Genomic DNA, 17,420 nt, shown 5'->3' with positions numbered 1-17,420 from the left:
GGGGCCCGCTGAACGTCCGCGCGCCGGTCGGCCGGCCGTCGCCGAGGCGGCGGACGTTGCAGCATGCCGACGAGCGTACGGCCGACGGGATCACCCCTTCGGGCAGAGCTCCGCCGAACGGTTCGTGCGTGGGCGCGTCGCCAACCGGCTGCGCTCCCTGGCAGCTTCGCCGGCGGCGTGCGGTCGCCGGTCATCGCCCGCAGCGAGAGGCCGATTCGTGTTGACGATGGGGTTTCCGTTCGTTCGCGCCATCGCGTAACATGGCGTTTCTTCGGGCCAACGTCGTCCCGGACTTCCAGCCAGAACCCCTCAGTTTGGGAAGTACCGATGCCGACCAATCCCCGCGCGACGGGTCTCTACGACCCGCGTTTCGAACACGACTCCTGCGGTGTGTCCTTCGTGGCGCACATGAAGGGTGAACGCTCGAACCAACTGGTGCAGACCGGTCTGCGCGCCCTCACCAATCTCGAGCACCGCGGTGCCACCGGCGCCGAGCCCGACACCGGCGACGGCGCCGGGATCCTGATCCAGGTGCCCGACCGGCTGCTGCGCGCCACTGTCGAGTTCGAGCTCCCCGCCGCGGGTTCGTACGCCGCCGGCATCGTGTTCCTCCCCGCCGAGGACCCGGTCCGCGAGAAGGCGCAGGGGCAGATCGATGCGATCATGGCGGAGGAGGGCCTGACCGTCCTCGGTTGGCGCGACGTGCCGATCGACCCGAGCTGCCTCGGCAAGACGTCGCGGGCGGCGATGCCCAGCTTCCGCCAGCTGTTCGTCAGCTCGCCCAACGGCGAGTCGGGGCTGGCGCTCGACCGGCGCACGTTCGTCGCCCGCAAGCGCACCGAACACGAGCTCACCGGCGAGCTCGACTCGTACTTCGCGTCGCTGTCGGCGCGCACGATGGTCTACAAGGGCATGCTCACGACGCCGCAGCTGAGTGCGTTCTTCCTCGACCTCACCGACGAGCGGATCGAGAGTGCGCTGCTGCTCGTGCACTCGCGCTTCTCGACCAACACGTTCCCGTCGTGGCCGCTGGCGCACCCGTACCGGTACGTCGCCCACAACGGCGAGATCAACACGGTGCAGGGCAACCAGAACTGGATGCGGGCTCGCGAGGCCATGGCCGAGAGCCCGCACCTCGACAACCTCGAACGCGCCTTCCCGATCTGTACGCCGGGTGCATCCGACACGGCTCGGTTCGACGAGGCCCTCGAGCTGCTCCACCTCGGCGGCCGACCCCTGCACCACGCCGTGCTGATGATGATCCCCGAAGCGTGGGAGAACGCCGACGAGATGGACGACGACCGTCGCGCGTTCTACCGCTTCCACGCCAGCGTGATGGAGCCGTGGGACGGCCCGGCGAGTGTGACGTTCACCGACGGCGAGGTGATCGGCGCGGTGCTCGACCGCAACGGTCTCCGTCCGAGCCGGTACTGGGTCACCGACGACGACCTGGTGATCATGGCGTCCGAGGTCGGCGTGATCGAGGTCGAGCCGGCGAAGGTCGTCAGCAAGGGCCGCCTGCAGCCCGGCAAGATGTTCCTGATCGACACCCGCGAGGGTCGCATCGTCGACGACGAGGAGATCAAGAAGCAGCTCGCCGCCGAGCACCCCTACGGCGAGTGGGTCGAGCAGGGCATCGTCGAGCTCGACGACCTGCCCGAGCGCGAGCACGTCGTGTTCAGCCACGACAGCGTGCTGCGACGCCAGCAGATGTTCGGCTACACCCATGAAGAGCTGAAGATCATCGTCGCCCCGATGGCCCGCGACGGCAAGGAGCCGATCGGGTCGATGGGCACCGACACGCCGATCGCCGTGCTGTCCGAGCGGCCGCGGCTGCTGTTCGACTACTTCGCGCAGCTCTTCGCGCAGGTCACGAACCCGCCGCTCGACGCCATCCGCGAGGAGGTCGTGACGGCGGTCGCGTCGACGATCGGGCCCGAGGCCAACCTGCTCGCGCCGGGCCCCGAGAGCTGCCGCCAGCTCGCGCTGCCGTTCCCGATCATCGACAACGACGAGCTCGCCAAGATCATCCACGCCAACGACGACGGTCAGTTCCCCGGCCTGACCGCCTGGGTGGTGCGCGGCCTGTACCGGGTCGACGGCGGCGGCGACGCGCTCGCGCGGGCGCTCGACGCGATCTTCCGGGAGGTGTCGACGGCGATCGAGCAGGGCGCCCGGGTGATCGTGCTGTCGGACCGCAACGCGGACTCGGTCGACGCGCCGATCCCGTCGCTCTTGCTGACGTCGGCGGTGCACCACCATCTCGTGCGCACCAAGCAGCGCACGAAGGTCGGCCTGGTCGTCGAGTGCGGCGACGCCCGCGAGGTGCACCACATGGCACTGCTGATCGGGTACGGCGCCGGCGCGATCAACCCGTACCTCGCGTTCGAGTCGATCGAGGATCTGATCTCCGAGGGCCTGCACGGCATGCGCGGCCTCGACCCGCAGCAGGCGATCAAGAGCTACATCAAGGCGTGTGGCAAGGGTGTGCTGAAGGTGATGTCGAAGATCGGCATCTCGACGGTCGCCTCGTACACCGGCGCCCAGATCTTCGAGGCGATCGGCCTCGGCGACGAGCTCGTCGACAAGTACTTCACCGGCACGGTGAGCCGGCTCGGCGGCGTCGGCCTCGACGAGCTCGCGGCGGCGATCAAGATGCGGCACTCGGTCGCCAATCCCGCCCGGCCCGAAGGACGTGCCCACCGCAAGCTCGAGCTCGGTGGCGAGTACCAGTGGCGGCGCGAGGGCGAGTACCACCTGTTCAACCCCGAGACCGTCTTCAAGCTGCAGCACGCCACCCGCGCCGGTCGCTACGACGTCTTCAAGGAGTACTCCGAACGGGTCGACGACCAGTCCAGGAACCTGGCGACCCTGCGCGGGCTCTTCCAGTTCAAGGACCCGGCCACGGTCGGGCGCGGCCCGGTCCCGATCGAGGAGGTCGAACCGGTCAGCGAGATCGTCAAGCGCTTCTCGACCGGCGCGATGTCGTACGGCTCGATCTCGGCCGAAGCGCACGAGACGCTGGCGAAGGCGATGAACCAGCTCGGTGCCAAGTCGAACACCGGCGAAGGCGGTGAGGACCCCGACCGGCTCTACGACCCGACCCGGCGCTCGTCGATCAAGCAGGTCGCGTCGGGCCGTTTCGGCGTGACCGCCGAATACCTCACGAACTCCGACGACATCCAGATCAAGATGGCGCAGGGCGCCAAGCCCGGTGAGGGTGGCCAGCTGCCCGGCGGCAAGGTCTACCCGTGGATCGCGAAGACGCGGCACTCGACGCCCGGCGTGGGCCTGATCAGCCCGCCGCCGCACCACGACATCTACTCGATCGAGGACATCAAGCAGCTGATCCACGATCTCAAGAACGCCAACCCCGAAGCGCGCGTCCACGTCAAGCTCGTCGCCCAGATGGGCGTCGGCACCGTCGCCGCCGGCGTCTCGAAGGCGAAGGCCGACGTGGTGCTGATCTCCGGCCACGACGGCGGCACCGGGGCGTCGCCGCTCACGTCGCTGAAGCACGCCGGTGGCCCCTGGGAGCTCGGCCTCGCCGAGACGCAGCAGACGCTGCTACTGAACGGGCTGCGCGACCGCATCGTCGTGCAGACCGACGGCCAGCTCAAGACCGGCCGCGACGTGGTCATCGCGGCGCTGCTCGGTGCCGAGGAGTACGGCTTCGCCACCGCACCGCTCGTCGTCTCCGGCTGCGTGATGATGCGGGTCTGCCACCTCGACACCTGTCCGGTGGGCGTCGCCACCCAGAACCCCGAGCTGCGCAAGCGTTTCAACGGTGCGCCGGAATTCGTCGTCAACTTCTTCGAGTACGTCGCCGAGGAGATCCGCGAGTACATGGCCGAGCTCGGCTTCCGCACGATGGACGAGATGATCGGCCACGTCGAGGCGCTCGACGTCAAGCCGGCCGTCGACCACTGGAAGGCGCACGGGCTCGACATCAGCCCGATCCTCGAGGTCGTCGACAATCCGTACGACCAGGCGTTCCACTGCACGGCCGACCAGGATCACGGTCTCGACGAGGCGCTCGACCAAGAGCTGATCCGCCTCGCGCAGCCCGCGATCACCAACGGTGAGCGCGTCGACATCGCGCTGCCGATCCGCAACGTCAACCGCACCGTCGGCACGTTGCTCGGCCACGAGGTCACCAAGGCCCACCGCGGCGCCGGATTGCCCGACGGCACGATCAACATCGAGTTCGACGGGTCGGCCGGTCAGAGCTTCGGCGCGTTCGTACCGTCCGGCATCACGATGCGGCTGAACGGCGACGCGAACGACTACCTCGGCAAGGGCCTGTCGGGTGGCCGCCTCATCGTTCGGCCTCCTGCCGCCTCGCCGTTCGTCGCCGAGGACCAGATCATCGCCGGCAACGTGATCGCCTACGGCGCGACGGCCGGCGAGATCTACCTGCGCGGGATCGTGGGCGAACGGTTCTGCGTCCGCAACTCGGGCGTCACCGCCGTCGTCGAGGGCGTCGGCGACCACGGCTGCGAGTACATGACCGGCGGGCGCGTGGTCGTGCTCGGCCCGACGGGCCGCAACTTCGGTGCCGGCATGTCGGGTGGCATCGCCTACGTCTACGACCCCGGCGGAGACTTCGACCGCAAGGTCAACTACGAGATGGTCGAGGTCGAGCAGCTCGACGACGAGGATCGCGAGTTCCTGCGGTCCACGATCGAGGCCCACCACACCTACACCGACTCGGCGGTCGCCAAGGGGATGCTCGCCTCGTGGAGCGTCGACGTCAGCCGGTTCCGCAAGGTGATGCCCGTCGACTACAAGCGGGTCCTGACGGTCATGGCCGAATCCGAAGCAGCGGGCCTCTCCGAGTCCGAGACCGTCGACCGAGTGATGGAGGCCGCCCGTGGGTGAGACGACCGGGTTTCTGCAGTGGGATCGGGAGGTGCCGAAGTACCGGCCGGTGCCGGTGCGGCTCAGGGACTGGAAGGAGGTCTACGAGGACTTCCCCGAGGACAAGCTGCAGACGCAGGCCGGCCGCTGCATGGACTGCGGCATCCCGTTCTGCAACAACGGCTGCCCGCTCGGCAACCTGATCCCCGACTGGAACGACCTCGTGTACCGCAACCACTGGCAGGACGCGATCGACCGACTGCACGCGACGAACAACTTCCCCGAGTTCACCGGGCGTCTCTGCCCGGCGCCGTGCGAGTCGGCGTGCGTGCTCGGCATCAACCAGCCGCCGGTGACGATCAAGCAGGTCGAGGTCGAGATCATCGACAAGGCGTTCGAGGAGGGCTGGGTCGTCCCGCAGGTGCCGAGCGTCCGCACCGGCAAGCGGGTCGCCGTGATCGGATCGGGGCCGGCCGGCCTCGCCGCCGCGCAGCAGCTGACGCGCGCCGGCCACGACACCGTGGTGCTCGAGCGCGCCGACCGCATCGGCGGGCTGCTGCGGTACGGCATCCCCGAGTTCAAGATGGAGAAGCGCCACATCGACCGCCGCCTCGAGCAGATGGAGGCCGAGGGCACCGAGTTCCGCACCAATGCGGTGGTCGGCGGCAACGTCGACATCGCCGTGCTGCAGGCGTCGTACGACGCGATCGTGCTGGCGTGCGGAGCGACGGCCTGGCGCGACCTGCCCGTGCCGGGCCGCGAGCTCGCCAACATCCATCAGGCGATGGAGTACCTGCCGCTGTCGAACCGGGTGCAGCTGGGTGACATCGAGCAGTCGCCGATCGACGTGAACGGCAAACACGTCGTGATCATCGGCGGCGGCGACACCGGCGCCGACTGCCTCGGTACGGCGCACCGACAGGGCGCCGCCTCGGTGACGCAGCTCGAGATCATGCCGAAGCCACCCGAGGAGCGCGCCGAGGGCAACCCGTGGCCGCAGTTCGCGTTCACCTACAAGGTCACGTCGGCCCACGAGGAGGGCGGTGAGCGGATCTACTCGGTCAACACCGAGCGGTTCATCGACGACGGCGCCGGCAACGTGCGGGCACTCGCGATCCACGAGGTCGAGCGCATCGACGGCAAGTTCGTCAAGGTCGAGGGCACCGATCGCGAGCTGCCCGCCGACTACGTCTTCCTCGCGCTCGGGTTCGTCGGTCCGGAGAAGGGCTCGTGGCTCGACACGCTCGGCTGTGACCTCGACGAGCGCGGCAACGTCGCCCGCGACGACGACTACATGTCGAGCGTGCCCGGCGTGTTCGTGGCCGGCGACATGGGTCGCGGCCAGAGCCTCATCGTCTGGGCGATCGCCGAGGGCCGCTCGGCGGCGGCCGGCGTCGACCGGTACCTGATGGGCGAGACGAAGCTGCCCGAGCCGATCGCGCCGACGGCACGCCCGTTGATGTGAGCGACGCTCGGGAGGGCGGGCGCGTCGTCCGCCCGGCCGTCGCGTCACCGCGGGCGGCCTGCGTGCCACCGTCCGTGGGTCCGGACGCCCTACGCTGGTGCACATGAGGATCACGCCGCGTGCGTTCGCTGCGATCGCCTTCGGGGCGCTCCCGCTGCTGCTCGTCACGGGCTGCGGTTCCGAGGCGACGGGTTCTCGCACGACGCTCGCCAACCTCCAGGGGTCGAGCTACGTGACCATCCAGCCGGCGACCACCACGACGACGACCACGGTGCCGGAGAGCCTCGAGGGCGGCCGCAACCCCGACGCACAGTCGTACACGGTGCAGTCCGGCGACTCGGTGTTCAAGATCGCCGACACGTTCGACGTCGATCCCGAGGTGCTCGCCAACTTCAACTCGTGGCCCGAAGGCGTGCAGCACCCGCTCTTCGTCGGCGACATCGTCAACATCCCGCCGGGCGCAGCCGCCCCGGGCTCCGCCGCTGCAACCGACGCAGGCACCGACACCGGCACGGGCACCGACACCGCCACGGGCGACGAGACGGCGGATGGCGAGTGCCCGACCACGTACGTGATCGCCGACGGCGACAACACCCGCATCGGTGTCGCCGAGCGGTTCGGCATCACGTTCCAGGAGATGGACGCCGCCAACGTCAACACCCCCGGCTACCAGAACTTCGTCGTCGGCACCCCGATCACCATCCCCTGCCCCTCCGGCTGAGCACGGCCGGTCGGCGCCCCGGTCGGACCGACGCTCCCTCCACCTCGGCTGTGTGGCGCGCATGACCGGTGCGTCGCGAGTCGCCGTCGTTCACCGAGCGCGCCGTTCGCGCCGACCATCCACGTCGGTCAGGGCTGATCGGAGCGTGGACCGCGTCCACCTCGTGGACCCGCCGGCTCGAGGGATTCCGTCTCGGGCCCTTGCTCGGACGGTGTACTGTCCACGGGTCGAAGTCCGGAGGCCGGATGCCGTACGACGCCTTTGTCTCCTACAGCCACGAGAGTGCAGAACTGGCGCATGCGTTGCAGGACGCGCTGCAGCGCTTCTCCAAGCCGTGGTACCGGCGCCGTCCCTTCATCCGGGTCTTCCGTGACTCGACCAGCTTCGGTGCGGGCCATGATCTCGGTGAGAAGATCACCGGGGCGCTCGACGACTCGGCTCACCTGGTGGTGTTGCTGTCGCCGACGTCGGCGGCCTCGCCGTGGGTCGACCGCGAGATCGAGCACTTCCTCACCTCCAAGGGTCGCGAGCACATCACGTTCGTCATCGAACGCTGGCGAGGTGACGAGGGGCGCGACACGCCGGCCAAGCTGACCGCGTTCGCATGGGACGGCGAGGACGTCCCGCCGTCATTGCGGAACCAGTTCGACGAGCCGCTCGCGGTCGACATGCGTTGGGCCGCTGGTGCCGCCGACCTCACGCTGAAGAACGAGCGATTCCGAGACGACGTCGCGACGATCGCTGCTGCGATCAAGGGACAGAGCAAGGACGAGCTGATCGGTGCCGTCGTGGCGATGCAGACCCGCGCCCGCATCCTCACGGGTTCGATCGCGCTCGGGGCGCTGATCCTGCTCGGTGCGATCGCGATCGCGGTGCCCGGCTGGTTGAGCGCTCGATCGGCCCAGCGCTCGGCCGAATCCGCCGTCGCCGCCGCCGAGACCCGTCTCGACGACCTCGACGTGCAGCTCGCCGCCGCAGAAGACGCCCTCGGGGTAGCTCAAGCCAACCTGTCCGAGGCCGAGACCCGACTCGCGGCCGCCGACACAAATCTCGCCGCGGCCGAGTCCAACCTGGCGCTCGTGCGATCCGACCTGGACGCGACGGTCGACGAGCGAGACCAGGCCCAGGCCGATCGGGATGCAGCTGCGGCGGAGCGCGACGCCGCCGTGGCCAATCGTGACGCCGCCGTCGAAGAACGCGACGCAGCCGCAGCGGCGCGCGACGCCGCAACCGCCGCACGGGATGCCGCGGTGGGCGCCCGGGATGCCGCGCTCTCGGATCGCGACACCGCCGTCGCCGAGCGCGACGTCGCCCAGAACGCCCGCGGGGTGGCCGAGGCGAGTCTTCGGGCGGCGGAGGCTCGGCTCGACGACGCCGAGGCAAACCTGACCGCGGCCGAGTCCAACCTCGCTGCAGTCGAAGCCGATCTCACGTCGACCCAGTCGGAGCGGGACCAAGCGCAGGCCGATCGCGACGCAGCGGTCGACGAGCGCGACGCTGCGCAGGCGGCCGTGGAAGTGGCGCAGACCGAGGTCGACACACAGCTCGCGATCGCCGATTCTGTTCGTTTGGCAGGCGAGTCGGCACGCCTCCTCGACGCACGGCCCGACCTGGCCGCCCTCCTGGCGATCGAATCGGTCAGATCGACGTCGGGCGTGCCGCCCGCTGCCGCCGGTCGATTGGCGGAAGCCGACGAACCGGCGGTGGATCCGCTGGTGACGACCAGTGCCGAAGCGGCGTTGTACCGGGTGGCATCGTCGCCGTGGCGGGCCACGCTCAGCCATCCCGGACTCATGCACTCGACTGCCTTCAGTCCCGACGGCACCCTCATCCTGACGGTGAGCAACGACTTCCCCGGCGCCGGCGAGACACGTGACGGCGTCTACTCGACCAGGTTGTGGGACGTCGACGGCAAGCTCCTGACGACGATCGACGACGAGGTCGCCGTCGGGTCGGCGGTGTTCAGTCCGGATGGCTCCCGCATCCTGATCGCCGGTCGTTCGGTCGAGCTCCGGGATCTCGATGGGGCGCTGTTGACCACCTTCGACGACGGAGCCGATGTGGAATCTGCCGTCTTCGACCCGGATGGAGCTCGCGTCCTGACATCGGGCTTCGACGGCATCGCACAGGTGTGGGACATCGACGGCGGTTCGCCGCTCGCGGCGCTCGACCACGGCAGCGGCTCGCTGATATCGGCGGTCTTCAGTCCGGACGGGTCCCGCGTCGTGACCAGCGGCACGACCGCCAAGGTGTGGGAACCCGACACGGGCAGGTTGCTCGCGACCCTCGATCACGGAGGCCGAGTCAGCACCACCGTGTTCAGTCCCGACGGCACTCGGATCGCGACGACGGGTGAGCGCGATCAGGCAGTCGTCGACGAATCGACCAAGGTGTGGGATCTCGATGGCACCCTGCTGGCGACCTACGACCACGGCAGCTCCGTGATGTCCGTGGCGTTCAGTCCCGACGGATCGCTCCTCCTGGTCGCCAACATCGACGGCACGGCGAGCGTGTTGTCGTCGGAGTTCCCGGACGACCCGCCGCGCACCATCCTCAACCACGGCGATCGGCTGACGTCGGCCGTCTTCTCGTCCGACCGCGCGGGCGCGCTGACGGAGGCGACTCGCATCATGACCGCCGGCTCCGATGGCACGGTCAAGCTGTGGGGCCTCGACGACAGCACGCCGTTGACCACGCTGAACCATGGTGACGACTTCATGGCGTCGGCGATCTTCAGCCCCGATGCGACACGCATCCTGACCGCCGGCTTCGACGGCACGGCCAAGCTGTGGGACGCGAGCGCCGCGCCACTCGCCACGTTGGGCGACGCCCACTCCGAGTCGGCGACGTTCAGCCCGGACGGAACCCGCATCCTGACCGCCGGCTTCGGCAGTGCCTGGGTTCGCAACGCCTCGGGCGCGTTGCTGGCCACGCTCGAGCACGATGACGCGGTGTCATCGGCGGTGTTCGATCCCGAGGGAACGCGGATCGTCACGGCCAGCGACGACGGCACGGCCAAGCTCTGGGCTCCCGACGGCACAGAGCTGGTCACGTTCGACCACGGCGGTCGCGTGTTCTCCGCCGTCTTCGATGCCGAAGGACGCCGCATCGTCACCACCGGTGAGGAACCGACCGCCAAGGTGTGGGATCTCACCGGATCGCTCGTGGCGAGCCTGACCGGCCACGGCGAGCAACTGTTCTCGGCGGAGTTCAGCCCGGACGGGACCCTGATCGTCACGGCGAGTCAGGACCGCACCGCCAAGATCTGGGACGCGGGTGGTGCACTCCTCGCGACGCTCGATCACGGCGACCAGGTCTTCACCGCCGCGTTCGATCCCAACGGCACCCGGATCGTGACGGCGAGCTCGGACGGCACCGCCAAGTTGTGGTCCGACAGCGGCGAGCCGCTTGCGACGATGTCACACGCCTCTCCCGTGTCATCGGCGGTGTTCAGTCCCGATGGCGACAGCATCCTCACCGCCAGCTGGGACGGCGCGGCCAGGTTGTGGACCGCCGACGGGGCGCCACTCGCTGCGCTCAACGGCCATGGTGAGATCGTGTTCGCAGCCGGCTTCAGCCGCGACGGGACTCGAGTGGTCACGGCCAGCGGCGACGGTACGGCCAGGGTGTGGGCACTGGACGGCACGCCGCTCGCCGTCCTCGAGCACGGTGGCAGGGTGTTCACGGCGGCGTTCAGCCCCGGCGGAACCCGCATCGTGACGGGCGGTTCCGGGGGCGGTGCCAAGCTGTGGTCGGCGTGGAGTCTCGCCGGGCTGATCGACGAGCTCGAGCAACGCCTCGCCGACCGGCGGCTCACCCCCGACGAGTGCGTCCAGTTCCGGATCGACTCGTGCTCGAGCGCCTGACACCCCGAGCGATCCGGGCCCGACGACGTCGCCCGACGCATTTCGCTTGATCGACAGACGCGCCAGGTCTAGCTTCAGGACCCGCGCCGGCAGCGGTCCGGCCTGGTCGAGTATCGGTCGGGCGGGCGCCGAGTGAGGGGGATCGATGGCCACCGAGTACGACGCCTTCATCTCCTACGCGCGCGCATCGGACGAGCAGTTCGCGCCGAAGCTGAAGGAGGGGATGCTGAAGCTCGGCAAGAAGTGGAACCGGCGTCGCGCGCTGAACGTGTTCCTCGACCAGACCTCGCTCGAGGCCAGCGCCGGACTTCGGGACTCCCTGCAGGATCAGCTCGACCGCTCGCGGTTCCTGGTCATCCTCGCCTCGCCCGAGAGCGCCGGGTCGCGGTGGGTGGGCGAGGAAGTCGAGCACTGGAGGAAGTCGGGCAAGTCGTGGGAGCAGATCCGCCTCGTGCTGACCAAGGGGACGATCTCCTGGAACGAAGCTGCCGGCGACTTCGACTTCGCCGAGTCCACCGCCGTCGGGGACGGGCTGCGGGGCGTCTTCCCCGAGGAGCCATTGTTCCTCGACATGACCGAGTTCCGGGAGGCGGAAGATCTCGACATCCGCACCGACGGGCGCTGGAAGGATCGGGTGGCGACGCTCGCCGCACCGATCCATCCGCACACGGGCAATCCGCCGCAGCCGATCTCGAAAGAGGACCTCGTCGGTGCCGACCTCGTGCAGTTCCGGCGAGCCAAGCGCCTGCGCAGGATGGCGATCACCGGTCTCGCCATCCTGACGGTCGCCGCCACGCTGGCCGGGATCGTCGCGCTCATCCAACGCGAGCGGGCCCGGACCGAGGCCCGGCGGGCGGAGTCGCGGGCGATGGCCGGTCAGGCCCTCACGAACGCGGTGACCGATCGCGACCTGTCGGCGTTGCTGGCGCTCGAGAGCGTCCGAGTCGCCGACACCAGTGAGGCGCGCGGCAGCCTGCTGGGCATTCTCGGATTCCCGAGTCGTTTCCAGGAACGCACCAACGAGCACCCCGACCAGCCGGTGACAGCGGTCGCCTTCGACGCGACGGGACGGCTCGCCGCCACCGGTGACCTGGCCGGCAAGATCGTGATGTGGAGCGTCGACCCGAGTGAACCGCTGAGCCCCGCGTCCGTGCGTGAGGGCCTGGACCTCGATCTGGCACCGCGGGCGGTCAATCGGCTGTCGTTCTTCGAACTCGACGACCGGACGGTGCTCGTCGCCGTCGCGTCGGATGGCGAGTTCGTGCTCTGGGATGCCGAGACAGGCGCCGAACTGGCTGCGCTCCCCGCACCGGACTACCCGGGCCTCTTCTGGGTGAGTCCGGATCTGGCGTTCTACGCCGGCCAATCGGACGGGGATGTCGTCGAGCAGGAGGGCGGGACGGCGCTCGTCGGTGGCGACGTCGTCGTGCGGGACGGGGAGGGGACCGAGGTCGACCGCGTTCCACTCGTCGGTGGCGACTCGTCGCAGGTCACGCTGGCCACGATCGGCGATGCCGACCCGCCGCTCGTCGCCTGGATCGAGAGCGTCGACGGTCGCCGCGGTCTCGTCATCAGGAACCCGCAGAGCGACGCACCGCTCGAGTTCCTGGAAGGGTTCGTCTCGGAGGTCGCGAGCTTGACCTTCAGCCCCGACGGCTCGCTGGTCGTCGCCGGCGAGGCCGATGGCGGGATCTGGGTGTTCGACGTCGCCACGCAGACCCAGGTCGGGCGGATGGATCCGCCGCCGGTGACCCCTGCGATCGACCTCGTCTTCGATCCGGCGGGCTTCTCCGCGCCGTTCACTCTCGCGTCGGCCCACACCAACGGCGAGGTGCTGCTGTGGCAGGTCTTCGAGGACGGCGGTCTGCTCGTCGACCGGCTGCTCGGCCACAACGACGAGATCAGATCGCTGGCCTTCGGTGCGGGCGGACAGATCGCCTCGGGGAGCTTCGAAGGTGAGGTCATCTGGTGGAGCGCCGAACCCCAGTTCGTGTTCGGTGCCACGGTGCCGTCGTCGGGAGAGCAGCACCTGATCGACGTCGCGGAGGTCGCCTTCCTCGACGACGACATCGTCGTCTCGCTGGACACCGAAGGGAACCTCCTGGTGACGAGCGTCCTCGGCGGCATCGGGCAGCTCGTGAGGGAGATCCCGCCGGGCGCGGTGACTGCGATCGACGCCGCCGCCGGCAGACTCGCCGTGGGTCTGGCCGACGGCACCGTCTCGCTGTCGATCGGCGACGACGAGATGACGCTCGAGACGGCTCACAGCGACGAGGTCGTGGTGGTGGAGCTCTCCGACAACGGCCGCGGACTGCTGACCGGTTCGTCCGATGCGATCACCATCTGGAACGCCGAGACAGGCGATCGACTCGCGAGTCCCGATCTTCCTGACGGCTTCGAGCCCGTGTCGGCGTTGCACTCGGGGGAGCGGGTCGTCTGGATCGGCGGCCGCGACGAGCGGGGTCCGGTGGCCCATCGGTTCGAGGTCGCGACCGGCCGGCTCATCGAGCCGCCGCTGCGACACGGCACGGCTGACCAAGCTGGGGCGCTCGCCGGCGAGGAGGTCGTGTCGATGGCGGCGAGCTCTGACGGCAAGCTCCTCGTCACCGGTGGCAGCGACCGGAAGATCCATGTCTGGGACCTCGAGACGGGCGAGCGCTCGGGTGGCTCGTTCATCGGCCACAACGAGGCCGTGACCGGGCTGGCCTTCATCGAGAACGACGAGCAGCTGGTGTCAGCCGACCGCGACGTGGTCGTCAACTACTGGGACGTGGCCGAACGCAGGTTGATCACGTCGTTCGGGGGGCCGACCGACGGCATCAGTGACATGGCATTGAGCCCGAACGGGATGACCTTGGCCGTCGCGAGCGAGGACGACTTCGTCCACACATGGACCCTGGACACCGGTGCGTGGATCGCGCGGGCGTGCCTGCTGGCAGGGCGCAACATGACCCAGGCCGAATGGGACTTGTACGGCCGGGGCTCCTACGTCCGGCACTGTGACCATCCCGGCGAGGGGCCGCTGGCCGACTACAGCCGGATCCTGTCGTCGACGGGCTCGTCGGTCGAGCCGCTGTCCACATCGGGGGCGGGAACCACCGGAGCTGAGGGGTCGCCCGAGCCGACGGCTTCGCCCGAGCCGACGACCCCCGCCACGACGAGCCCGCCGGCCACGACGAGCCCGCCACCCGCCACCACGAGCCCAGCGCCCGCCACGAGCCCGCCGCCGGCCACGACGATCGCTCAGTCGCAGGCCGGCGGCCAGGACGTGGTCGGCGACCTCGGTTCGGTCGGACTCGGCGAGCAGGAGTTCGACGTCTACGAGCTCGAGGTGCCCGACAATGCCGTCCAGCTCGAGGTATCGGTCGGCGTGACGACGTCGCCCGACATCGACCTGTACGTCTACGAGCCGGGTGTGTATGTGCCCGGGAGCGAGCCCGACGCCGCTCGAGCGGTGTGCGTCAGTGCCGATCCAGGCAGCGAGGAGTCGTGCGTCATCGACGAGCTCGAGCCCGGCGTGTGGACGGTCATCGTCTTGAACTTCGAGGGATCCGAGTCTCGGCCGGACGTGGTCGACCTGGATGTCTCCCTCATCGTCGAATGACCGACCGCTCCCGACTGCCGGCTACGGCGCGCAGGCCGACGAGCCGGCGCTGACGTCGGAGAGGAACCGCTCGCGCTCCTGCGCGGTGAGCTCGCGGTCGGCGGCCGCGCATGCGGCGTCGATCCAGTCGTCGACGTCGAGCGTCCACGTCCGTCGGGTCGAGGTGTGGTCGGTGACCGCGAGCTCGTCGCCGCCGAGCGATGCCAGCGCCGCCGCACCGGCGATGATCTCGATCTCCGTGCAGTCGGGCGTGCAGTCGCTCGGCAGCAGCGGCCCGATGAACCGAGCGCTCGACGGCGAGAACAGCTGCGCCTCGCCGTCGATCGTGACGATCGCGCCGAGGTCCTCGTCGCCGGACATCACGACGAACGAGTCGCGGAGGTCGATGCCCTCAGGGATGCGACCGTTGAAGCGGGCCGAGAACAGCTCACGGGCGTCGTCGTCGAACACCGTGAGCCGGAGGTCCGAGATGAGCTCGTCGTCGCCCTCGTCGTCCTCGTCGCCCGCCGCGTCGGGGTCGTCGGTCGTCCAGAGCGCCACGAGCCGGCCGTCGGCCCGGAACGCGGCGTCGAGCACGAAGCCCTCCACCGACGGACTGGGGAGCTCACGGGCGGGGAGGCCGTCGCTCACGTCGAACACCTCGTAGCGCTCGGCCGGCAGGTTGTGGAAGACCACACGTGTGCCGGTCGGGTCGAACGTGGTGTCGCGGAGCGCCACGATCGTCTCGTCCGGGTCGAGCTCGATCATCCGCTGCGTGTCGCCCGTCGTCGTGTCGGTGATCAGGCTGCCCTCGTCGCTCACCTCGTAGCGTCCGCTCGGATCGAGGAACGACGTCGGGTTGTGGTCGCTCTCTTCGCCGATGTCGAGCTCGTCCAGGCCCGCCGGGTTGGCCGCCAGCGCAGTGAGCAGCGCGTCGCGGGCCTCGGCGGTCGCCTCGAGCCGCATCGCCTCGACGGCGAGGAGCGCCGCCGTCTCCGGTTCGAACTCGACGAGCTGCATCGCCTGCGCCGCCAGCGACCGCGATTCGGCGAGGCGTTCGCGCGCCTGGGCGGTGTCGCGTTGCTCGTTGGCCTCGAAGGTCTGGAGCACTGCCACCACGGCGAGGGCGATCGAGACGGCTGCGACGGCTGCCGAGACCAGGACGAGCCGGCGGCTCCGCTTGGTGGCCGCCGTGCGGCTCGCCTGGACGAAGCGCCGCTGCAGCTCGGTCACCTGCGGCTGCTCGATCGGGCGCTCGGCGGCGACGGCCGTCTCGGCGGCGTCGAGCTCGGAGCCCCGCAGCAGGATGCTGGCGTCCTGGTTCCGCTGGTCCCAGACGAGCGCCCGCCCGAGCAAGCGGGTGTGCTCCTTGGCCCAGTCGGGATCGACGCTCAGTGCCTCGTCGATCTTCCCGACGGCGGCGGCGATCTCGTCGTCCGTGCGAGCGAAGATCCAGTTGCGGGCCGCGACGACCGGCAACACCGAGGCGGGTTCGGTGTCGCGGCACACGACGGGCACGATGCGTTTGCCCAGCGCCTCGGCCCGGCCGACCTCCTCGCCGCAGACCTCGGACGCGGCGTAGTCGGGGCTGACGACGACGATCAGCGCCTCGCTGGTGGCGATGCCGTCGTGGATCTCCTCACGCCAATCGACCGACGGGGCGATGTCGGTTTCGTCGACCCAGGTCTCGTAGTCGCGCTGTTCGAGCGTGCGGCGCAGCCCATCGACGAAGTCGGCGTCGCGACGCGAATAGGAGATGAACACGTCGGGCATCGCCGAATGGTAGACGCCGGCCGGGCGACGCCGATCCGGGAGTCAGCCGAGGTCGGGCCAGCGGCGCTTCTGACGTCTGCGGAGGCCGACCGCACCGAGCTTGCGACGTTCGCCGAGCTCCCACTGGCGGCGCCAGCCGTTGTGGTCCGGTCCGGTGAGCTTCGGGCTGGTGCCGGCCGCGGCGCGGCGGGCGGCGATCCAGTAGTCGGTCAGCGCCTCGTCGCCCAACCGGGTGACCGCTGCCTCGATGCGGCTGTTGAACCGGCGCGTGTTCTCGTCCTCGTGCTGCACCAGCGGCGCCCCGAAGAGCACCTTCGTGCGGCCGGGCTTCGGCCGCTTCATGCCCTTGCCGAAGATCGCGCCGGTGCCGTCGATGAAGACCGGCACGATCGGGGCGCCGGTGCGTGACGACAGGTACGCCGCGCCGCCCTTGAACTCCTGGCCCCAGCCGTCGGGTGAGCGGCCACCCTCGGGGTAGATCAGCAGGCTGTGCCCGTCGGCGACCAGGTCGCGGAACATGTCGCTCGACCTCCGGCTCGTCACCTCGCGGTCGATCGGGATCGCGTTCAGCGACAGCGCGGAGGCGACCGCCTTCCAGCGCTGGTCGAAGAAGTAGTCGGCGGCCGCTGCGACGACGAGCTCGCGGCGCCAGCACATCGGGATCGCGCGGATCATCAGGACCGTGTCGAGGTGGCTGTGGTGGTTGGGGGCGAAGATCACAGGTGCCGGCTCGTCGACGCGGGTGAGATCGTCGAGGCGATCGAGGCCGACGACCTCGGGTCGAGCCGTGCCGGCGACCAGCAGGCGGAGCGGGCCCTCGGTGATGGCGCCGCGGGCGGCCCGGGCCATCGGAGACCGGGCCCAGTCGGTGTCGTAGCCTGCGCCGAGCTTCGACGGCTCCCTCGGCACGTCGACACCCTTGGGCACCGTCGGCGCCCGGTACGGGAACCCGTACGAGCGCAACGGCTTCGCCGCCGTGCGCACGAGCGACTCGGCGCGACCGGCGGCCCGCTGGGCAGTGCGCAGGTACCGGTTGGTCATCGAGGCCTACTTCACGTCCGCGACGAGCACGCCGGGAACGTGCAGATGGACGACTCGTTCGAGATCGCGAGCGACGTGGTCGGCCGCTCCCCCACCGTCAGCCATCTGCAC

7 protein-coding genes are annotated in these 17,420 nt (G+C 69.7%); 5 read left to right on the top strand and 2 right to left on the bottom strand.

Features of this window, described 5'->3' with window-relative positions:
• Positions 1–327 precede the first annotated feature (327 nt).
• From gltB to QNJ12_RS04635, 5 genes are all read left to right on the top strand, one after another.
• Complete coding sequence (gltB, locus tag QNJ12_RS04655) at positions 328–4,881, top strand: glutamate synthase large subunit (protein ID WP_300619481.1); 4,554 nt, start codon at positions 328–330, stop codon at positions 4,879–4,881.
• The gene (locus tag QNJ12_RS04650) at positions 4,874–6,325 is read left to right on the top strand and encodes a glutamate synthase subunit beta (protein ID WP_300619478.1); all 1,452 of its coding nucleotides are present in this window, start codon (positions 4,874–4,876) and stop codon (positions 6,323–6,325) included. The genes gltB and QNJ12_RS04650 overlap by 8 nt, the downstream gene beginning before the upstream one ends.
• 103 nt (positions 6,326–6,428) lie before the next feature.
• A complete protein-coding gene (locus QNJ12_RS04645; RefSeq protein ID WP_300619476.1) occupies positions 6,429–7,046 on the top strand; it encodes a LysM peptidoglycan-binding domain-containing protein in 618 nt (205 codons plus the stop codon).
• A 245-nt stretch (positions 7,047–7,291) separates the two neighbouring features.
• Positions 7,292–10,912: a TIR domain-containing protein gene (locus tag QNJ12_RS04640; RefSeq protein WP_300619473.1), complete on the top strand. Its 3,621-nt coding sequence runs from the start codon at positions 7,292–7,294 to the stop codon at positions 10,910–10,912.
• Between the two features lie 145 nt (positions 10,913–11,057).
• Entirely contained in the window at positions 11,058–14,516 is a 3,459-nt protein-coding gene (locus tag QNJ12_RS04635; protein WP_300619470.1) for a pre-peptidase C-terminal domain-containing protein, read from the top strand.
• A gap of 21 nt (positions 14,517–14,537) precedes the next feature.
• Here the strand turns inward: QNJ12_RS04635 and QNJ12_RS04630 are convergent, their stop codons facing one another.
• Together QNJ12_RS04630 and QNJ12_RS04625 are read right to left on the bottom strand one after the other, a co-directional pair.
• Positions 14,538–16,268, bottom strand: coding sequence for a toll/interleukin-1 receptor domain-containing protein (locus tag QNJ12_RS04630; RefSeq protein ID WP_300619467.1), 1,731 nt, complete (start codon positions 16,266–16,268; stop codon positions 14,538–14,540).
• Positions 16,269–16,310: 42 nt separating this feature from the next.
• The gene (locus QNJ12_RS04625) at positions 16,311–17,309 is read right to left on the bottom strand and encodes a lysophospholipid acyltransferase family protein (protein WP_300619464.1); all 999 of its coding nucleotides are present in this window, start codon (positions 17,307–17,309) and stop codon (positions 16,311–16,313) included.
• Positions 17,310–17,420 lie beyond the last annotated feature (111 nt).

The sequence above is a fragment of the Ilumatobacter sp. genome (genome assembly GCF_030065885.1).
Lineage (GTDB): Bacteria > Actinomycetota > Acidimicrobiia > Acidimicrobiales > Ilumatobacteraceae > Ilumatobacter.
This window is presented reverse-complemented; position numbering and strand designations above follow the sequence as displayed.